Source organism: Nocardioides sp. T2.26MG-1, assembly GCF_950101795.1.
Classification (GTDB): Bacteria; Actinomycetota; Actinomycetes; order Propionibacteriales; family Nocardioidaceae; genus Nocardioides.
In genome coordinates, this window is sequence record NZ_CATNLZ010000034.1 from 246,187 (window position 1) to 264,390 (window position 18,204).

At 69.7% G+C, this 18,204-nt stretch carries 18 protein-coding genes; 4 read left to right on the forward strand and 14 right to left on the reverse strand.

Annotated features, from left to right (window positions below; all coding sequences use genetic code 11):
* Positions 1–274: 274 nt before the first annotated feature.
* Together QQZ14_RS21580 and QQZ14_RS21585 are read right to left on the reverse strand one after the other, a co-directional pair.
* Positions 275–1,540, reverse strand: coding sequence for an IS110 family transposase (locus QQZ14_RS21580; protein WP_284536482.1), 1,266 nt, complete (start codon positions 1,538–1,540; stop codon positions 275–277).
* Positions 1,541–2,151: 611 nt separating this feature from the next.
* On the reverse strand, positions 2,152–2,439 hold the full coding sequence (locus QQZ14_RS21585; RefSeq protein ID WP_284536483.1) for a DF family (seleno)protein: 288 nt from the start codon (positions 2,437–2,439) through the stop codon (positions 2,152–2,154).
* A 306-nt stretch (positions 2,440–2,745) separates the two neighbouring features.
* On the opposite strand from QQZ14_RS21585, the gene cmtR reads away from it, so the two are divergent.
* Complete coding sequence (cmtR, locus tag QQZ14_RS21590; protein WP_284536484.1) at positions 2,746–3,105, forward strand: Cd(II)/Pb(II)-sensing metalloregulatory transcriptional regulator CmtR; 360 nt, start codon at positions 2,746–2,748, stop codon at positions 3,103–3,105.
* On the forward strand, positions 3,102–3,701 hold the full coding sequence (locus tag QQZ14_RS21595) for a cadmium resistance transporter (protein WP_284536485.1): 600 nt from the start codon (positions 3,102–3,104) through the stop codon (positions 3,699–3,701). The genes cmtR and QQZ14_RS21595 overlap by 4 nt, the downstream gene beginning before the upstream one ends.
* Before the next feature lie 177 nt (positions 3,702–3,878).
* Here QQZ14_RS21595 and QQZ14_RS21600 read toward each other — a convergent pair whose 3' ends face one another.
* On the reverse strand, positions 3,879–4,220 hold the full coding sequence (locus tag QQZ14_RS21600) for a hypothetical protein (protein ID WP_284536487.1): 342 nt from the start codon (positions 4,218–4,220) through the stop codon (positions 3,879–3,881).
* 209 nt (positions 4,221–4,429) lie between these two features.
* Here QQZ14_RS21600 and QQZ14_RS21605 point away from each other — a divergent pair, with 209 nt between their 5' ends.
* Positions 4,430–4,834, forward strand: a complete 405-nt coding sequence (locus tag QQZ14_RS21605) for an FtsX-like permease family protein (RefSeq protein ID WP_284536488.1) — start codon at positions 4,430–4,432, stop codon at positions 4,832–4,834.
* A 340-nt stretch (positions 4,835–5,174) separates the two neighbouring features.
* Here the strand turns inward: QQZ14_RS21605 and QQZ14_RS21610 are convergent, their stop codons facing one another.
* Together QQZ14_RS21610 and QQZ14_RS21615 are read right to left on the reverse strand one after the other, a co-directional pair.
* Entirely contained in the window at positions 5,175–6,179 is a 1,005-nt protein-coding gene (locus QQZ14_RS21610; RefSeq protein WP_284536489.1) for an META domain-containing protein, read from the reverse strand.
* A complete protein-coding gene (locus QQZ14_RS21615; RefSeq protein WP_284536490.1) occupies positions 6,176–6,676 on the reverse strand; it encodes a SigE family RNA polymerase sigma factor in 501 nt (166 codons plus the stop codon). The genes QQZ14_RS21610 and QQZ14_RS21615 overlap by 4 nt, the downstream gene beginning before the upstream one ends.
* 873 nt (positions 6,677–7,549) lie before the next feature.
* On the opposite strand from QQZ14_RS21615, the gene QQZ14_RS21620 reads away from it, so the two are divergent.
* Positions 7,550–8,674, forward strand: a complete 1,125-nt coding sequence (locus QQZ14_RS21620) for a reverse transcriptase family protein (protein WP_284536491.1) — start codon at positions 7,550–7,552, stop codon at positions 8,672–8,674.
* Positions 8,675–8,998: 324 nt separating this feature from the next.
* On the opposite strand, the gene QQZ14_RS21625 is transcribed toward QQZ14_RS21620, so the two are convergent.
* From QQZ14_RS21625 to QQZ14_RS21665, 9 genes are all read right to left on the reverse strand, one after another.
* On the reverse strand, positions 8,999–10,537 hold the full coding sequence (locus QQZ14_RS21625) for an ATP-binding protein (RefSeq protein ID WP_284536492.1): 1,539 nt from the start codon (positions 10,535–10,537) through the stop codon (positions 8,999–9,001).
* Positions 10,537–12,042 (reverse strand): SCO6880 family protein, encoded by a 1,506-nt coding sequence (locus tag QQZ14_RS21630; RefSeq protein ID WP_284536493.1) that lies wholly within the window; start codon positions 12,040–12,042, stop codon positions 10,537–10,539. Before QQZ14_RS21630 ends, QQZ14_RS21625 begins: the two co-directional genes overlap by 1 nt.
* Before the next feature lie 65 nt (positions 12,043–12,107).
* Entirely contained in the window at positions 12,108–14,102 is a 1,995-nt protein-coding gene (locus QQZ14_RS21635) for a type IV secretion system protein (RefSeq protein ID WP_284536494.1), read from the reverse strand.
* Positions 14,099–14,896 (reverse strand): hypothetical protein, encoded by a 798-nt coding sequence (locus QQZ14_RS21640; protein WP_284536495.1) that lies wholly within the window; start codon positions 14,894–14,896, stop codon positions 14,099–14,101. The genes QQZ14_RS21635 and QQZ14_RS21640 overlap by 4 nt, the downstream gene beginning before the upstream one ends.
* 1 nt (position 14,897) lies before the next feature.
* Positions 14,898–15,785, reverse strand: coding sequence for a hypothetical protein (locus QQZ14_RS21645; RefSeq protein ID WP_284536496.1), 888 nt, complete (start codon positions 15,783–15,785; stop codon positions 14,898–14,900).
* Positions 15,785–16,078 carry a hypothetical protein gene (locus QQZ14_RS21650; protein WP_284536497.1) on the reverse strand — a complete coding sequence of 98 codons (294 nt, stop codon included), beginning with the start codon at positions 16,076–16,078 and terminating at the stop codon, positions 15,785–15,787. The genes QQZ14_RS21645 and QQZ14_RS21650 overlap by 1 nt, the downstream gene beginning before the upstream one ends.
* Positions 16,079–16,116: 38 nt before the next feature.
* A complete protein-coding gene (locus QQZ14_RS21655; protein ID WP_284536499.1) occupies positions 16,117–16,965 on the reverse strand; it encodes a hypothetical protein in 849 nt (282 codons plus the stop codon).
* On the reverse strand, positions 16,962–17,180 hold the full coding sequence (locus tag QQZ14_RS21660) for a hypothetical protein (RefSeq protein ID WP_284536500.1): 219 nt from the start codon (positions 17,178–17,180) through the stop codon (positions 16,962–16,964). Before QQZ14_RS21660 ends, QQZ14_RS21655 begins: the two co-directional genes overlap by 4 nt.
* Before the next feature lie 61 nt (positions 17,181–17,241).
* Positions 17,242–18,195, reverse strand: coding sequence for a hypothetical protein (locus QQZ14_RS21665; protein ID WP_284536501.1), 954 nt, complete (start codon positions 18,193–18,195; stop codon positions 17,242–17,244).
* Between the last annotated feature and the right edge of the window lie 9 nt (positions 18,196–18,204).

Consider the following 18,204-nt stretch of genomic DNA (forward strand, 5'->3'; position numbering starts at 1 on the left):
CTATTACCGCACCGGGTGGACGCGCATGGAGGCTGCGTGCAGTGCAGACGGTCCGGGCGACCCTGACTGGAGGTCCGTCGAGTACGGGTGGTCGTGGAGCCCGCCGGGGTTCCAGTGCACGTACGACACCGGCAGGCAGCGCACCTCGCTCTGGTTCTAGTGAGCGGCAGGTGATAAGTGCAAGTAGGGGCTCGTCGGCGTAACTGCGGGGTCGCTGTGCCTCGGGTTCCGCAGGGGCGCCGAACTGGACATCCGGATCTGGCTCCCCTCTGTGTCAAGGAGCGGCTTTGGCGAGGGTCTTCCGGGCTGCTGGTGGTCGGCGTAGCGTCGGTTGTGCGGGTCCGGGAAGTGGCTGATCCGAAGTGTCGATGAGCGGGTGCGAGTCGGCCGCGCTGGATTGAAGAGTCGCCCCGCAGTGCCCTCCCGGACCTGCTCCAACGTCGAGTTGCGAGTCGGTGACGAGCTGGCGGTAGACGACGTCGGACAGGCGTCGCTTCAGGCAGCGCAGGGCTTCCATCGGGGTCTTGCCAGCGGCGAGCTTGCGTCGGTAGTAGGCGCGGCCCTCGGTGTCGTGGCGGATCTGCACGACCGCGGCGACGTGGAGCAGGTGATTCATGCGTCGGTTCCCGGCCCGGGACAGGCGGTGACGGGTCTGCTCGCCGGATGAGGCGTCGATGGGTGCAGTGCCGGTCCAGGACGCGAACCGGTTCCGGTCCGCGAACCTGGCGATGTCGCCGACGTCGGCCAGCACCCGGGCAGCGCCGGCGGGTCCGATGCCGTAGATGTCCATCAGGTGCGAGCCACGCTCGAGGACCGCAGCCGTGAGTTCGGCCTTGATCTTCTTGAGCTTGGCGTCGACCGCGACCAGGTCGGCGATCTCCTCCGCGGCCATCCGTCGTCGGGTCTTGCCGGCGATGTCACGGGGGCGGACGGTGGCGAGCATCGCGTTCGCCACCATCCGTCGTCGGGTCTTGCCGGCGATGTCACGGGGGCGGACGGTGGCGAGCATCGCGTTCGCCTGGGTGGCGGACAGGTCACGTTTGCGCTGGCCGGGCAGCAGTTCGCTGAGCAGACGCTGCAACCGGTTGACGGTCTGCACGCGCTGGTGGGCGAGCTCGTCGCGGCGGTCGGTGAGCATCCGCAGGGCTTCGAGCTCGCCGTCCTCGACCAGCACCCGCAGGCCGTCGGTGCGGACCGCGACGACCGCGATCGAGTGGGCGTCCAAGGCGTCGGTCTTGCGGTTGTGGCCGGTGTCGAAGAGCCGCACCCGCGCGGCGAGCTTGGCCGGCACGTCGACGACCTGTTCGCCGGCCGCGAGGAGCCGTTGGGCCAGCGGACGGCCCGCGCCGTTGGCGCCCTCGACCGCCCAGACACGGTCGGGCCACTGCTTCACATAACGCGTCATCGCGGCGTACCCGGCCCCTGTGGTGTCGAACCGGCCACCGCCGAGGAGCTGCTCGTGGCTGTCGACGACCTCGATCGTCACCGACACCTTGTGGGGATCGACCCCGATGATCACGCCCTTCTTCGTGCTATTCATCTGCTCACCTCGTCTGTGCCTGGGATCCAGCGGAACGGCGAGGTGGGCAGTGCTACTACGAGCTGGGCAGACCCCTCTTGAGCCACGCCTCGTCACGGTGACCGACGGGGTCGCAGTCCAGATGAGAGCCACACCCGCAAGCGGGTGGGCAGCCGCAATGAGAGCGTCCCGCCGATCACCTGGATCAGAGTCTGGCCAGACCCCGACCCTGCCGGAAGTCTCCTAGTAGCCGCACCCGGGCGTCCGCACATGCCGAATTCCGGACGACCCGCTGTGGTGGTGGTCTTATTCCCCTAAACGAGCCCCACCGAACTCCAAGTCCGCTCTGTCAGGGATTGATCGCGCGACACCACAGGGGCCCACGGGTCCTCGGTCGCCCCGGCGCCGGATTCCCGTCGGCTACGCCTGCGCGTGCTCCAGAGTGGCCTTCTCCTGAGCCGTGTGAGGACCGCGGTGCCGCCACGGAAATACCCACCGGAACGGGCTCAAACCCGGGCGCTTGCACCAGCAGTCGTCGGCGCAGCCGCACGTCATCATGCCCGCTGCTTCCGCGACCTTGTTGCCGACCGCGACGAGCAGGTACCCCCCGAGAACGATGAGTACGAGGCGCTTCACGACAACACCTCCACCAACTGCTCGACCGTCGGCGAGCCACTCAGACCCTTCGGGGTCGAGTAGACCCGGCAGGCCAGCCCGACGTGCTGCTCACCGGTCGCGAAGGGGTCGCGGCCGTCGACCCGGATCGTCGGGGAGCCGGTGAAACCGAACTCTTCGGCCTGAGTAGTGGTCTCCACCTGGCGTCGTTCCACCGTGATGTCGTCACGCCTCAGGGTCGTCAGCGCCTGCGCCAGCCGCTCATCTGCCACGGTCCAGTTCGGGCAGCCCTCGAAGTAGAGCAACTCGACCTTCATGACCAACCTCCCGAAGCCGCGTGGTGGGTCACCCCGACCCCTTGACCTTTAGTATCTCCCGGGCTCCCTCGACGGGAGCGTGGCGCTCGACCTCCGATCCGGACACGTCCTGACAGCCGCGATGAGTACGTCTCTCCACCGCCTGTCGGCGTACCGGAACACCCGGAACTGCGATGAGAGCGCGTCGGCATTCTGTCGACCGCACTCGCGGATGCGCGTCGAGCCAACGGCCGACATCGGGCAGGGCTACCCCCCACAGATCAACAGTTCAGCGACTGCTGTACTGTCTCGGCCATGTTGACCGTCGCCACGCGCCTGGACGTGATGAATCGGCTTGGTCGGGCAATGGCCGATCCGACCCGTTCGCGTTTGCTCATGATCCTGTTGGAGCGGCCCGCGTATCCCGCCGAACTGGCGGCAGATCTTGGCTTGACCCGATCCAACGTGTCGAACCACCTCTCGTGCCTGCGGGACTGCGGCATCGTTGTCGCGGAACCGCAGGGTCGCCAGATGCGTTATGCCATCGCTGACCCGCACCTGGCGCGAGCACTCACCGCCCTGGTGGAGGTCACGCTCGCGGTCGACGAGAGTGCACCGTGCATTGACCCGGCCTGTTCCCTGCCGGAGTGCGGCAGCGGAGGGGTCGGCGCGTGATCCTGACTTCCGCACTTCAGGCGTTCGGGCTGTTCATTGCCACCAACATCGACGACATCATCGTGCTCTCGCTGTTCTTTGCCCGAGGAGCCGGACGAAGCGGGACCACAACTCGAATCTTGGCCGGTCAGTACCTCGGCTTCGCTGGCATCTTGGCCGCAGCGGTGCTCGTCTCATTGGGGGCAGGAGCCTTCTTGCCCGAGGAGGCAATCCCCTACTTCGGCCTCATCCCGTTGGCCTTGGGCCTCTGGGCGGCATGGCAGGCTTGGCGTGACGGCGACGATGACGATGACGAGGCGAAGGTCGCGGGCAAGTCTGTGGCGGCCTGGACGGTCGCCGCAGTCACCTTCGCCAACGGTGGTGACAACATCGGGGTCTACGTTCCTGTCTTCCTCAACGTGGGTCCCGCCGCGACTGCCGCGTACTGCGTCGTATTCCTCATCCTGGTGGCGGCGCTGGTCGTGCTGGCGAAGTTCGTTGCCACTCGTCCGGGTATCAACGAGGTCCTTGAGCGTTGGGAGCATGTGCTGTTTCCGATCGTCCTCATCGGACTGGGCATCGTGATTCTGTGGGGCGGCGGAGCGTCCGGCCTCTGATGTGACGACGCGAGTTGGACTCTCAGGTGGAGGCCGTTGCGATGTCAGGTGGCATTTTCGACCGGTGCGGCCCTCTGGATCTGCCGCGTTGAGGGCGGCTACGCTCGTCCGGATCCCCGTTGCGGGCATCGCATCCTGCTATGGCCGTGATCTGCGCTGACAGCTCGACGAGCGGGCTCAGACCCTCCCTGCGCCCCGTCGACGATCGGTCAGGATTCGGAGCGCGAGAACGTTGACAAGCGCTGCGCAGGTCAATGCGAGGACGCCGACGACGTCCGTGGTGACCACAAACCAGTGCGGCAGACCTCCTGTTGCCGATGAGTTGCACTCGCCAGCCGCCGTGCACGATGCAGAGCCCGAACTCCCAGAGGGGTTGGCACCGGGAACAAGCGCCAGTAGGCCGTACGCCAGGTAGTAGCCGGGCACGGCAATCATGCTTGCTGGAAGCGACAGCACTGCGGCGAGCAGAATCGTGGAAGTCGAATCGCCGACGAATCCCACACCCGCCACGACGGCCACGCAAAGGGCATACATCGCGCCGACCGACCGCTGCAACGGCGAGACTTGCCGCACAGTGCCTGCCAGGCCACCACCCATGCCGTGAGGCCAACTGGTAGTTCTCGACCTACCCCCTGCAACCGCAGGATCTGCCGCTGGGGTCTGCTGCACGAGCAGGTGACAGGTTGGCTGTCAGTGCCCTGAGTGGATCGTCACGCGGAGCGTGACCAGTGCGGGATCCTGCACTGGCGCGCTCCGCGAGACTCGGCGGCCTCTACGCGCTCATCGCCGTCATCAACGCCGTCGCGCTCGCCGCGGCCGCCCGCAAACGCGAGCTCGCCGTCGCCCGACTCAGCGGACTCACCCGAGGCCAGACCATCCGCACCTCAGCACTCGAGGCCCTCGCCGTCTCAGCCATCGGTGTCATTCTGGGCGCTGCTGCCGCCGCATGCTGCCTGCTTGCAGCACGCCGGGGATTCTTGACACTCCTCGGCGAACCCGTACTCGTCATCCCCTGGGCCACACTCCTGACCCTCACCGCGGTCAGCATCACCGCCGTTGTCGGCACCGCCACGATCGGCACCTGGCTCGCCACCCGCACCAACCCGATCACCCTCGCCGCAGCCCGCGAGTAAGCCGCGACCCGAAAGTCGATGTCGGCTCGTCCAGCACAGAGACCCCGTCGGCCCGCGCACGAGCCGACGACGGGTCCCAGATGCCCATCCGCTTGCGGCGATGGGGCGTCGTCGACTCGAGCATGGTCGTTGAGCATGAATGACGCCGGGGAGTCGTTCGGCCTCCGGGACGATCGGACCGGAGTGCCGGCCCCGCCCGTCGGCATTTGACAATCACACGCGGTAGGACGCGCACGTCGCTGATGTCTCCTCGACACCCAGGCCTTCGTCACGGACGGAGTACACGGCATGGGCTATCCCCTCACAGCGGGGATGTCGCGGGAAGTCGAGGGCTCTTCGTTTAGTAGCGGGTGACGTAGTCCCGGGCTGCGACCATATCGATGCCCGGGCCGATCCAGTTGGTGTAGGTGCAGCCCTCGATGGTGAAGACGAAGGCGATCTGGCCGGGGTCGCCGATGGGGATCAGGCGGGCGGTGGTGTCCCGCATTGGTGCCTGCTGGGCCTGGGAAAGGTCCTCAGGTACCCGGAGGGGGTTTCCAGCCTGCTGGGTGACGGTGTTCTTGCCGTTCCCCCAGCTGAACTGCCGGACGGTCTCCTGACCTGTGACGCTGACTATCTCGCGGCTGCGGCCGGCGGGTGCCCCGTCGGGTAGCTCTCGCGGAGCGACTGGCAGGCAAGCGAGAGTGGCGGTGGTCGGGGCGCCGTTGGTGGCGGGGGCGATGAGGTCCAGCTGAAACACGATCATCCAGTTCGCTGCGTGCAGCGTAAGGGTGTTCTCCTCGGTGCGGTTGAAGTGCCGCACCACGTCGAGCCGCTCGGCGACTGTGTCGACAGCAACGCAGACGATGCTGGGCGTACTCGGCGCGCCAGTGACCGTGGTGGTGTAGATGATGGAGCGTTCGCGTTCGTCGTACTGCTGGGGGGCGCCGGTGAAGTTGTTGCAGCCGGTGGTGCCGGTCATCCGTCCGTTCTCGATGACGAGGTCGATCGGCTGGGCGTCAGTGGGCAGGACTGACCTTCCGTTCGTACCGACAAGGGCGGTCACCTGCCATGTTCCGTCCAAGGGCGTGGGGCCGAGGGTGTCACCGCTCGCGGATGTCGGGGTTTGGGCCGTGGTGGGGTCGACGCCGCGGTCGGCGGCGGGAGGTGTCTTGGACCCGCCAAGCGCGGCTACGACGCCTGTGGCGGCGACGGCCGCGGTGAGGGTGGCCGCGACAGTGACGGCCGCAGCGCGCAGCCGACGTTGACGCCGGACGCGACTGACCATCTGCTCGACGGGTGGCGCCCCGACCGTGGTCTGGTTGCCTAGGCGTTCGAGAAGGTCGGTGAGGGACTGTTCGGTCATCGCAGCTCCCGCAGTTCGATGAGGTCGGGGTCAGTGGCCAGAGCTGACTTGGCGCGAGAGAGGCGGCTCTTGATAGTGCCGGGCGCGACGGCGAGAGCGTCAGCCATCTCGGTTTCCGTCTGGCCCAGGTAGTAGCGCAGCACGACGGCGATGCGTTGGTCCTCAGGTAGGCGCCTGAGTGCTTGCGCAATGGCGCTGGTGCCGTCGACCTGGTGCGTGGCGTCGCCGACAGGCTGGTCCGCACGGAAGCCGACCGGGGTCTCCCTGCGAGAGCGCCCGCGCCGAGAGGAGATGAACGTGTTGACCAAGGTGCGGTGCACGTAGGCGTCTCGGTTGTGGGCTTTCTGCACCTTGCTCCAGCTGCGCAGGCAGCGTTCGAGGGCGGCCTGCACAACGTCCTCGGCCTCCGCGGGCGAGCAACCGAGGAGAATGGCTGACCGCACCAGGCGGGGCCACCTGGCGCTAACGAACGCGCTGAAGTCGTCCACGTCCGTCATCGCGCCTCCGTTCCCTGCAGCCGTCCGCTGTCGTCGACAAGACGCACCATCCCGGCGAAAGGTTCCCTGTCGATGCTCCCGTCTCTTGGGCAGCGTGGCCAAGGACGCCGAAGCCTCACCGCGTGGCTGCACCGGGGCGGGATGGGCTCGCGGAGCGTGCCGGTGCGGGATGGGCTCGCGGAGCGTGCCGGTGCGGGATGGGCTCGCGGAGCGTGCCGGTGCGGGATGGGCTCGCGGAGCGTGCCGGTGCGGGATGGGCTCGCGGAGCGTGCCGGTGCGGGATCCCGCACTGGTCACGCACCAGATGCTGATCCGCTCGCGGGACGTGAACGAACCGGAGATCAGCGCAGGTCGGCCCGACCTTGACAGTCACAGGCGGCGACATGACTGCAGGCATCACCAACGCTTGTGGGCACGGCGTGTCCTTGACTCGAAGCGTGTTCTGAAGCTGGTGGCTAGGGTGGGGCCTGTGCGGCAGCGCAATCTCGAGACGGTGCACTGGCGCGTGTCGTCAGTTCGCCTCCCCGGGGCTACCCCGGGGGCCATCGGTACGTTCAGGCATCGCATCGCGCGCGAGGCGCTGCGCTTCGCTGCAGGTGATCGCGCGCACGACGGGACAGGTCGAGCAGCGCTGCCGCACCCTTTCTACGCCGACCCGTGGTCTTCGCCCAGGCCAAGCGCGCACCCGTGAGGCGGGATTTGGCGCGTGCGTTGGCTGCTGGTTTCCTTGCCGGTGCGTGGACCCGCGCGGGGTTGGTGGAAAGCGGTGCGTTGGTCCTGGGTCGGCGACGCCGCTGGTTGTCACCACTCGCCCGTCAGACGCTAGAGCTCTATCCCCGACCGCCGTCCGATCGTCCACGAGAGCTCGCGACAGTGATCGCGACGTTGCCTGCCGCGGAGAAGGCAGTCCACGACGAACCGTTCACTCATCCCGTCGCCTCCACCCGCATGCTCACGAACAGGTGGGCCCTGCCCGCTCTGAACGATCTGCACGACGTCGCGCAGTTCCTGGACCTCACTCAATCGGAACTGGGCTGGTTCGCCGACCCGCGACATCTGGCCCGCGAGACCAGCGCCGTACCCCTGCAGCACTATCGGGTGAGCCACCGCCTCGCTCCAAGCGGGGCTATCCGGGTCCTGGAGGCCCCCAAACTCGAGCTGAAGCGCATGCAGCGTGGTCTCTTGGACGACGTGGTGTCCCTGGTTCCCCCGCACGCAGCCGCCCGAGGATTCAGACCGGGTGGCTCGGTGAGATCCTACGCCGCCCCTCATGCGGACAGCAGGGTAGTGATCCGCCTCGACCTGGAGGCATTCTTCGCCAGCGTCACGGTCGCCCGCGTCTACGGCATTTGGCGTACCGCCGGCTACCCCGAACCCGTCGCGCACTGCTTGGCCGGGCTGCTGACGACCGTGCTGCCGCGGTCGCAGTGGCGTGCCGTGCCCCGTCCCGCCAACAACGCACTCCTCGACGCGCATTGGCGGCTCGGCCGACGGCTGGCCGTGCCGCACCTGCCGCAGGGCGCCCCCACGTCCCCGGCCCTCGCCAACCTCGCCGCTTTCCGCCTCGACGTTCGCCTGACCGCGCTCGCCAGGTCGTGGGGTGGTCGGTACACCCGCTACGCCGACGACCTCGCCTTCTCCGGCGGCCGCGGATGGGCGACCGGCACATCGAGGCTTCTCGACGCCATCGACAGAATCGTTCGAGACGAAGGCTTCCGGCTCAACCTCCGCAAGACCGGCGTCATGCCTCGCGGGGGACGTCAAACCCTCGGCGGTCTGGTCGTCAACGACAGGCCACGGGTCGCCCGCACCGAGGTAGACACTCTTCGTGCCATCCTCCACAACTGCCGCCGCCTAGGACCCAGCACCCAGAACCGAGACGACCACCCAGCCTTCGCCGAACACCTTCGAGGCCGGATCGCCTGGATCGCCCAGCACGATCCCACCCGCGGCGCCCGACTGCTGACCGAGTACGACGCCATCGACTGGAGCCGATGAACGCAGCGCCGCGTCGAGAGCGCGAGAGCACGGAGCCGGTACCAAGACAAGGCGAGGCGAGCCCAACCATTCGGCCAGCCGACGTGGGGCTAGTGGATCCGTCCCGCAAACCGAACCCACAACGGTGAAGCCCCAGGCCAGTCCCCTCGTCGCTCCTCAAGCGTCCCGGATAGCCCGTCCGGAGAGGTTCTCGGTGACGGCCCCCTATCCGGAGCGCGACACGCTTCTCACCGCGAACTCCCAGAACCTGAGCGTCCGCAACAGGCTCGAGGACGTTGCGTATGCTCAGGTTCGTCGCAGAACCGTCAAAATTCGCGCGAACTTCTAAAGAGCGGCCTCGATGGCCTCGTTGGTGTAGTAGAGCTTCTTCTCCAGCGGGTGGAGCACCGTCTGGACCTTGTAGGTGGCGTCGCCGATGCACCACAGCGCTCGGCCCTTGTCCTGCATCGCCCACCCGGAGACGAGGTCCTGGGCGATCGGGCCGAGCCCGAGCATCGAGTCGAGTTCGCGGGCGACGCGCGGCTTCTGGGCGCCGAGGATTTTGATGTCGGCCAGCTCGAGGAGGTCCTTGGCGATCATCGCGGCCTGGGAGTCGGCGTCGCCGACCGAGAGCAGGTCGGAGGGCTTGTGGAGGTTGCAGAACTGGATGTCGCCGCCCTTGCCGGCCATGCCGCGCGAGAGCCGCAGGTCGGCGTCGAAGCTGGCCACCGCGGCGGTTCCCAGGCGCATCTGCTTCCAGACCTCGTCGCGCACGACGATGCGCAGGTCGCCCGGTTCGGCGATCTCCCGCAGGCCGCGGCCCCAGGAGTTCATGCACAGCAGCGCGATGCCCACTGCCTCATCGCCCAGGCCGTCGAGCCGGGAGAGGCTGAACGACTGGATCGGGGCGCGCCAGTCGACCTCGATGTTGGTGAAGTCGTCGAAGAGGCCGGCCAGTGTGCCGGTGACCAGCTCGCCGAGTGCGTTGCGCAGCAGCCGGGTGTCGTCGAGGAACACGCGGGTGTTCGCGTACTCGCAGGCCCGGACGAGCTCCTCGGTGGGGTTGCGGAGCAGGTCCCACAGTCGCGGGATGGTCGTCTCCTTGAGGATGGTGTTGCCGGCGGCGTAGCCGGTGAGGATCTGCAGTGCGTTGCGGACGACGTCGGACTCGTCGGGGCCGAAGGGCACCCGGCGCTCGTCGTCGATCTTCATGGAGCCGACCAGGCCGCGGACGAGGACCAGCCAGCGCTTGAAGATGATGGTGGCGCGGCGCTGCTGTTCCTCGGCGGAGAGGTCCTTCCAGCCGTCGCCGAGCGGGCCCATGTCCAGCGGGTTGACCCGGGCCCAGAAACCGGGGGCGATGACGAAGGGCTCGACCCCGAGCGCGCGGCACAGGGACTCGTACTCGTCCTTGACGTCGCCGGTGACCAGGGTGCGGTAGCCGAAGGGCATCATCCGGGTGCAGAACGCCTTGGTGGTGCCGGACTTGCCGCTGCCGGGCTTGGCGAACTGGAAGATGTTGGGGTTGGTCGCCGGCACGTCGTCGCGCAGCACCCACCCGAACGGGTCGCAGTAGAACGAGCCGCCGGAGAGCTGGTCGACGCCCATCTGCGCCCCGGTGGGCGGCAGGGCGGGCGCGGAGACGAACGGCCAGAACACCGGCGCCTGGTCGCTGGTCATGCGCCAGGCCGACGCCGGCGCCGTGGCGGCCGCCCAGCCGCGGCCGCCGCGAGCTGCGCCGCGGCGCGGGGCGTACTTGAAGATCCGGGGCTCCTTGGCCTCCGGCTCGAGGGCGGGGATCGTGGGCAGGTCGTGACCGAAGTCCGACAGCAGGGCGGCCATGTCACGGCCGCTACCTCGGTTGCGGCGGGCGGTGGTGGGCATCAGGCGTCTCCGCTCCGGGTCAGGCTCATCCCGACGGGGATGGTCGAGGCGGCGAAGCCGACGTCCTGGGCGAGGTCGAGCCGCAGCGGCGCGAACCCGGCGCGACGGATCGAGGCGTCCAGGCGGCGGCCGAACTCGGTGATTCGCAGCGTCTTGGGAACCGTGACCGTGCAGACCGCGTACGGCCGGACCAGCGAGTTGCCGCGGGCCAGCTTGGCGTCCAGGCCGCGGGCCTTGTGGGCCTCGTCGCGCTGCTTGGCGCGGGTCTTGCGGCCGAGCTTCTCGTTCATGCCCTCGGCCAGGTCCGCGGCCCACTCGGCGTTGCCGGACTGCCGGTCGGCCTTGGACTGGGACACGATCGGGAAGGCGACGACGAACGAGCGCCGCTCCCCGGACTCGCTGGGCGTGAGGATCGGCGCGAGTGCGCCCATCGCGACGCCGCGGGTCGGGAGCTTGATCGTGGCGCTGATCGAGTTCCACGCGTCGTGGCTGTAGTGCCGCACCGTCGCGTCTGCGCCCGAGGGGCCAGCCAGTGCCCAGGGCACGTCGGCGTTCACGTTCGGGTCCTTCTCCCGCATGGCGAGGGCCTCGACGATGCTGGCGCGGTCGCCGGGGGCGAACCCGGTCCGGGACGCCAGGGCGAGCTCGGGCGAGGTGAGCCAGCGGACCGAGGTCATGCCCATCGGGCCGCGCAGCTGTGCCTCGATCTCGGCCATGAGCAGGTAGATCTCGCGGCAGCGTCCCTCGAACCCGCCACCGGACTCCTTGGCCGACCGGGCGATCCGGGTCTCCGGGACGACGATCGTGATGAACTGCTCGGTGCGCACCGAAGCCTGGGTGAGGCCGACGGCGAGGTCGCTGTTGACCACCTCCGACAGCTCCGGCGCGTTGCCGCGACGGTGCTTGGTGACCCACAGCTCGCGCTCGGCACCGTCCTCGGGGACGGTGCGGATCATGAACAGGATCTCGTCGATCTTCTCGGTACGGCCGGCGACGTCGAGCAGACCGGCCAGCGCCTCGCCGTAGCGGTTGCGCTCCTCGGTGTCCTTCATGCCGATGCCGGGGTGGACGACGGCGGCGGTGACTGCCCAGGTCTTGGTGGCGTCGTCGTGGATCACCGCGACGCGCTGCAGCTGCGAGCCGTGCGGCGGGCCGTCGTGGATCTTGATGCCCTGCAGCACCCCGGGAAGGTCGGGGGTGTCGAGGTCCTCAGCGCGACCCTGCGCAGCCTTGGCACGGAAGGAGGTCCAGCCGAGCAGCCCGCCGACGGCGTACATGCTCGAGGCGAACACCCAGCCGGTGGCCGAGCGGCCCCGGACCGGGATGACGGTGATGGCCAGTAGGAACAGCCAGACCAGGGCGAACAGGAACGCGGAGAACCACGCTCCGCGGCTGATCGCCCAGAACGCCGGCAGGCTGGCCAGCGCCAGGAACATCAGCTGGCCTCCGGAGAGGCCGAAGAACCAGCCGATGCGGTCGCGCTGGTAGTCGGCGTAGATGGTCATCGTCGGCTTCCTTCCGGGTCAGTAGAGGTCGATCGGGATCGGGGGCCGGAGGCAGGGTGCATCGGCTACACCGCCACCGGGGGGATCCCGCCGGCGGCCGCACCAGCCCCGCCAGCGCCGCCGGCCGCTCCCCCGCCACTGGCGGCGGGAGTCTTGGGCGTAGCTGCGGCTCCTCCGGACCCGCTCTGGCCGCCACCCGAGCCGCCGCCGGGTGCGCCACCGGTGGGCAGCGTCGGCGGTGTCGGGGGTGCCGGCGGCATGGGCGGGTTCGGGGGCGGGTCGTCGTCGCCGATGTTCTGGGAGCCGGGGTGCGTGCCGCTGCTCTGGTCGCCGGACTGGCCACCCGACTGGCCACCGGACTGGCGGCCACCCATGCCACGGAAATCAGGGCCGTAGGTGCTCTGCCCGACGCCGGCCTGGTTGGTCTCGTCCGACATCAGGGAGGTGGCCTTGGCGCCAGCGGAGTTGATCCAGCCCATGCCGGTCGACAGCGCCTGCCCGACCGGGCCGAAGCTGCCGAGGAGGCCCTGGGTGGACTTGTTGAACCGGTCGCCGGTCGAGGCCTCGGCGCTCTGCTCACCCGAGGAGCGGCCGTTCCCGTCGGTGGTCGACGCGGCCGAGGAGCCGCCGCCGGCACCACCACCGCTGAGCAGGCCCTGGAGGCCACCCTGGATGGCCATGCCCTGACGGAACGACGCTCCGCTGGGGGTGCCGGGGTCGACGAAGGCCAGGAGCTTGAACAGGGCCAGCGGTGCGACGACGCTGATCAGGATCGTCATCACCGCCGGCAGCGCGGTGCCGAACGCCTTGGCGGTGTCGTCGGCGAGGTGGGCGGCGACACCGTTGGCGAACTGCACTCCGATGCCCAGCACCATCACCATCAGCACCGGGGTGAACGCCGCGGCGTGGAACCACCGCAGGCTCTTCCAGAACCAGGAGCGGGTGAAGTCGGAGACCAGCCCGGCCGCCGAGAGCGGGCCGGTGGCGGTCAGCACGAGCAGCGACGCCGCGCGGGCCAGGTAGACCAAGACGTGCCCGATCGCGGCCAGCCACAGGAAGATGCCGAGGAAGGCGAGCGCGGTGGCCACGCCAGCGTCGGTGATGTCGTCGATACCGAGGCCGCCCAGGGGATCCCAGTCGGGCCAGGTCTGCACCTTGAGCAGCGACTTCATCAGCGCCTTGGTGATGGCGCCGCACGCGGCGACGATCATCACGCAGTAGCCGAACCAGCAGGCGCAGACCAAGACGAACTGGCCGGCGCCGATGAACGCCCGCGCGAGCCCCTTGCCCTCGCGCTTGAACGCCGCAGCACCGAGTTGGATCGTCGCCAAGATGACCACCAGGGCGAGCGCGAGCCAGAGGGTGAAGGCGTAGACGTCCTTGCCCGGTCCGTCGGCGCGCAGGTCGGGGGTCAAGAACAGCTCGCTGAACGTGAGCACGATGCGCAGCACGAACAGGCCGGAGTTCCAGACCGCGAGCATGGCCGCCGTCCAGGCGTCGGCCGCGGCCTTGGCGATGACGTCCCCGATCGCCTCGAACGGGTTGGGGATGTCGCCGAGGCCCGGGATGCCGCCACCGAACAGGTCGCCGACGTTCGGGAGGCCGGGGATCCCGGGCAGACCGGGGACGCCAGGCAGTCCCGGGAGCCCGGGGAGTCCGCCGTCGCAGATCGCGTCGAGGATGCCGCAGCCGTCCGGGAGCAGCCCGGCGGCCCCGTCGAGGACGTCTCCGGCGCCGTTGATCACGTTCCCGGCGCCGTCCTTGACCTCGCCGGCTGCGTCTTTGCCGCAGTCGATCGGGTCCTTGGCGCAGTCGACGGCGTCACCGCCGAGGTCGCACAGCGCGTCGGGGCCGGGGCAGCCCATCTTGACCTTGCGGGCCGGCAGCTGGCCGGCGGTCTCAACCGTGGCGACGTTCGCCGTGGCGGCCGCCGGCTCGGCCGCGGCCGCGGCGGGCGGCTGGATGGCCATGGCCGCCCCGAGGAGCGTGGTGAGGACCAGGACCGCCAGGGCGCCAATGCCGAGGCGGGTCACCCGGTGGAAGAGGTCGCCGGCGGTCACTGGGGGGCTCCCTTGATCGGGATCCAGCCGGCCTGCTTGTACTCCGGGGTGCCGGGCGCGACCGCCCTGGGCTGGCCGGTGGAGACCAGGTGCTCGATGTCCTCATCGCTGCCCTGGACCAGGCGCCAGTCGCCCACACCGTCGACCTCGATCCAGCGCATCAGCTGGGTGCCGGCGTAAAGGCCGTCGCTGACCTTGCCGTTGGCGGTGGTGAGGGTGACGTAGCTGAGCAGGTTCACCGCGTAGTAGCCGGTGTCGAGCTCCTCGAGGGTGTAGGCGATCGGGGTCACGGCGTACGACGCGGGCGGGGGGACGTCGCCCTCCTTCGGGACGCCGGCCTGCTGGCGGCGCAGTGCGACGGCGTCGCGGGCGCGCTGCTCGAAGACGGCCTTGTCCTCGGGGTTGGCGTACAGGCCGGCGACGGCGGCGGCCTGGTCGTAGTCGAACCCGACCTGGGCCTTGGTGACCTCGACCTGCAGCGCGACCGCGCCCAGGTCGGTCTGGGGGAACCGGGTCGGGTAGCCGTCGACCACCTCGGCGCCGGTCGGGATCTCCACGCCGTCGGCGGGGGCGGTCTCCGGGGCGACCTGGTCGACCGAGACGTTCTGCCCCTGCTGCCCGGTCTGGCTCGAGGAGTCGCCGCTGGTCTTGTCGGTGCCGCGGCTGTCGTCGGTCCGGCCGCGCGCTCCGAGCCAGACGGCGGTCGCCACCAGGGCCGCGATCACCACTAGGACGCCCACGCGCAGCAGGGTGGTGCGGGACTCCCCCATCGAGTCGTTCATGCGGCTGCTCATCTCAGTGCTCCCCTTCGTGGTGTCCGTGGTCGTGGTCGCCGGGGTTGGTGGGTTCGGTGTGGTCGGTGGACCAGGTGCGCCAGCCGGCCTCGTGTGCCAGCTGGGTTCCGGGCCAGGTCGCGGGCGCGGGTGCCGGCGGGGCGCCAGGGGCGACCATCCAGCGGCCGCCGACCCAATGCATGCGCTCGCAGTGCGCGAAGGCGATCTGGCCTTCGGACTTGTAGGTGGCGCTGACCTTCATCAGCACGCAGACCGTGGCCCAGTCGGGGCCGTCGGTGCCCTTGACTAGCGCGGCGGCGGGCTCCAGGGAGACCGAGGCGCTGGGGTCCTTGACCTCGCCCATCCCGGTGCTGGAGAGGAACGCGCGGACGCTGGCGGTGATCCACCAGTCCTCCGCCCGGACCCCGCCGGGCAGCGCCCAGGCGTTGTAGACCTCCTCGGCGGTGCTCAGGCTCATCGACTGCAGCACCGCGACGTCGATCTGGGCCAGCTGGCCGATCGCGCCCTCCGGGGTCTGCGGGAACCCGGTCATGACGAACGCGGGTCCGATTACTCCGGTCCCGGTCGGGATCTTGATCTCCGGGGCCTTGGCGCTGGTGGTCTCGGCCGGGAAGGCCGCGCTCTCGGGCACGGTCAGCATCGGCTCGGCCGCGATCTCGTCGCGATGCGCGGCACCGCGGGCCACAGTCGAGCGCTCGGTGACGCCGGTGGCCACTCCGGTGTTCGCGCTGGCCTCGCCACCGATACCGGAGACCGCCAGGTAGATCGCGTACACGAGGCCGCCGAGCAGGAGCGCAGCCACGGCGACGGCGGCCGCAAGGATGCCGAGCAACCGGCGCCGGCTCCACTCGCTGGTGCCTTCTGCCTTCTTCGTGGCTGCGCGCCGCATCAGATGCAGCCCTTGCCGAGGATCCCGTTGAGCATCCCGGGCAGCACTAGGTAGGCGATCGCGCAGGCGAACACGACCACCACCGAGATCACGCCGACCTTGGAGGCGTGCGGCAGGGAGAACACCCGGCCGGCGATGATCGCGCCGATGGCGATGATGATGCCGAGACCGAACAGGACGATGACGCCCCACAGCACGTAGCTGGTGATCTCGTTGGTGGGGCCGACAGCACCCGGGGGCGCCTTCGGGCAGACCTTGGCGGCCATCGGGAGGAGTGCGGTCATGACGTCCATGGGTGGACTTCCTTTCTGGGGTGGCTGACCCGGGCGGGTCAGGCGCTTTCGCTGGCGTCGGTGGACAGGTGTTGGGGCTCGAGCAGCTGACGTGCTGCCGAGATCAGGGGGGCCGGGACGGGCCGGGAGTCCAGGCCGTTGACCGCGAGGTCGCGGTCCTCGGGGATCTCCACGCACCGGTCCGCGTCCAGGGCGCGACGTACGGCGGGGCCGCCGGCGTGCTCGAGGCCGCGGGGCCACTTCTTGCGACGGGGCCCGCGGATGGCGAGAGTGATCTGCTCGGGCTGCCAGTGGCCGGCGAGGAGGTCCATGACGACACCGGCGCGGCGCATCCCGGGGACGGTGGCGGTGCTGACCAGGACGACCTGGTTGGCGGTGCGGACGGCCTCGGCGAGCCAGCAATCGGTGGCCAGCAGCTGGCCGGCCTCCCAGCCGATGTCGAGGATCGTCAGCTGGGTGTCGTGCTCGGCGTCGGTGGGCAGCGGGACCTCGTCGACGCCGGCGAGGACCTCGCTGGCGCGCTCGAGCAGGACGTGGTCGCGCTTGCCCTGGCGCCAGTCGGTCGGGTGCAGGCCGAGCTCGGCGGTGCTGGCCGCGGCGAGGCCGGAGGCGGTGACCGAGCAGCACTCGATGACGCGGACCGGGGCGGCTGCAGCGAGGCCGGTGGCCAGGGCGACGGTGCTCGCGCCGACTGAGCCTGCGGACCCGATCACGGCGATGGTGTGCTCGCCGTCGGCCGGGGTCCAGTCGTCCTCGGCGGCGGTGCCGCGGCCGCGGGGGCCCTTGCCGCCGCCGGGGCCGGTGCGGAACTCGCCGGCGTTCAGTGCCTGCCAGGCGCGCTTGAGCTCGTCGACGCCGACCGGGCGGCTCGACGTCTGGGTGCTCACTGGGCCTCCCCGATGGTGCCGCGGCGGAACTCGAGTGCGGCGCTGACCTCGGCCGGGGTCAGGGTCGCCAGCTGTGCCTTGGCGGCCTGGACTTCGTGCAGCTGCGCGACGCAGCCGGTCAGCTGCTCGATGGCCTCGATCTCGCGGCCGGCGATCGCGAACAGTTCGGCGACCTGCTCCGGCGTTCGGGTCTCGCCGTCGTGGGTGTTTGTCATGGGCTTCACCACCTCCAGTCGCCTATGTGTTGCGGGGTGGTTCGAGCGATCACTTCCGGGCCTATTCGTCATGGCCGAACTTCCTGGGGGCGGCCGCGGCGAGGGCGCGGACGGTGCGCGAGCCGTGACGTCGGACGGTTGCCTCCGAGACCCCGATGCGGGGCGCGACACGGCTGGAGACCTCGTTGCCGAGCAGGCCGCCGTAGCCACGCGCCAGACGCCGGGTCTCGACCCGGTCGGCCTCCTCGACCAGGCACAGCAGCAGGTACCGGTCGGCGGGGCTGATGACCTCGTGGTCGCACGCCCAAGCGAGCAGCTCCAGGAGCTCCTCGGTGGCCGTGGGCTCCTCCTGCTCGGGGCCGGCGTCGGCGAGGATCTCGGGGCGGTGGAAGAGCGCGCCTGTGACCCGCTCGGTCGGCATCTCGGCCGAGTAGCCGGCGCCGCCGTCGGCGCTCGTTATGTCGCCGGCCGAGAAGGACTCGACGAGGGTCGTGTTTGCCCAAGTGCGGTCGGCGCGGGAGACATAGAAGAAGTCGCCGACCTCGCGGAGCACGCCGACGCGGGTGTTGATCAAGATGTTGGCCGCGACCTTCCGGAGCCGGCGCCACTTGAACGTGCGGACCTCGATCCACAGCTGCGAGGCCACGAGCTCGTCGACACGCTCGACCGCCGACCAGGTGCCCGCCATGACCGGCTGGCTGTCGCGGAAGACCTCGCGCGGCGGGAGGGTGCTCAGCCAGCCAGCTAGCCGGCAGGCGCCGGGCAGCAGGCACTTGGCGAGCGCGGCCGCGGCCGCGATGTCGTCACCACCGTCGGGGGCGGCCAGCATGGCCAGCGCCAAGAGGGCCTGGTCGGATTCTTCGTGGTCCACCGTCGGCAGCCAGGAGCGGAGGTCGTCGAAGTTGTCGACCACGCCGAGGCGCGGATCGGTGGCCACCCAGGCCGGCCACTTCTGGCGGGCCTGGTCGAGCAGTTCGCTGTTGTCGTCGAGGCCGAGCTGGTCGCCCACACTCATCGCACTCGC

Bases quoted from the DNA above. Each gene is read 5' to 3' on its own strand.
- QQZ14_RS21580 (WP_284536482.1), bottom strand. From the start codon at position 1,540: ATGAATAGCACGAAGAAGGGCGTGATCATCGGGGTCGATCCCCACAAG.
- cmtR (WP_284536484.1), top strand. From the start codon at position 2,746: ATGTTGACCGTCGCCACGCGCCTGGACGTGATGAATCGGCTTGGTCGG.
- QQZ14_RS21610 (WP_284536489.1), bottom strand. From the start codon at position 6,179: ATGACCGAACAGTCCCTCACCGACCTTCTCGAACGCCTAGGCAACCAG.
- QQZ14_RS21615 (WP_284536490.1), bottom strand. From the start codon at position 6,676: ATGACGGACGTGGACGACTTCAGCGCGTTCGTTAGCGCCAGGTGGCCC.
- QQZ14_RS21625 (WP_284536492.1), bottom strand. From the start codon at position 10,537: ATGCCCACCACCGCCCGCCGCAACCGAGGTAGCGGCCGTGACATGGCC.
- QQZ14_RS21630 (WP_284536493.1), bottom strand. From the start codon at position 12,042: ATGACCATCTACGCCGACTACCAGCGCGACCGCATCGGCTGGTTCTTC.
- QQZ14_RS21640 (WP_284536495.1), bottom strand. From the start codon at position 14,896: ATGAGCAGCCGCATGAACGACTCGATGGGGGAGTCCCGCACCACCCTG.
- QQZ14_RS21645 (WP_284536496.1), bottom strand. From the start codon at position 15,785: ATGCGGCGCGCAGCCACGAAGAAGGCAGAAGGCACCAGCGAGTGGAGC.
- QQZ14_RS21650 (WP_284536497.1), bottom strand. From the start codon at position 16,078: ATGGACGTCATGACCGCACTCCTCCCGATGGCCGCCAAGGTCTGCCCG.
- QQZ14_RS21660 (WP_284536500.1), bottom strand. From the start codon at position 17,180: ATGACAAACACCCACGACGGCGAGACCCGAACGCCGGAGCAGGTCGCC.
- QQZ14_RS21665 (WP_284536501.1), bottom strand. From the start codon at position 18,195: ATGAGTGTGGGCGACCAGCTCGGCCTCGACGACAACAGCGAACTGCTC.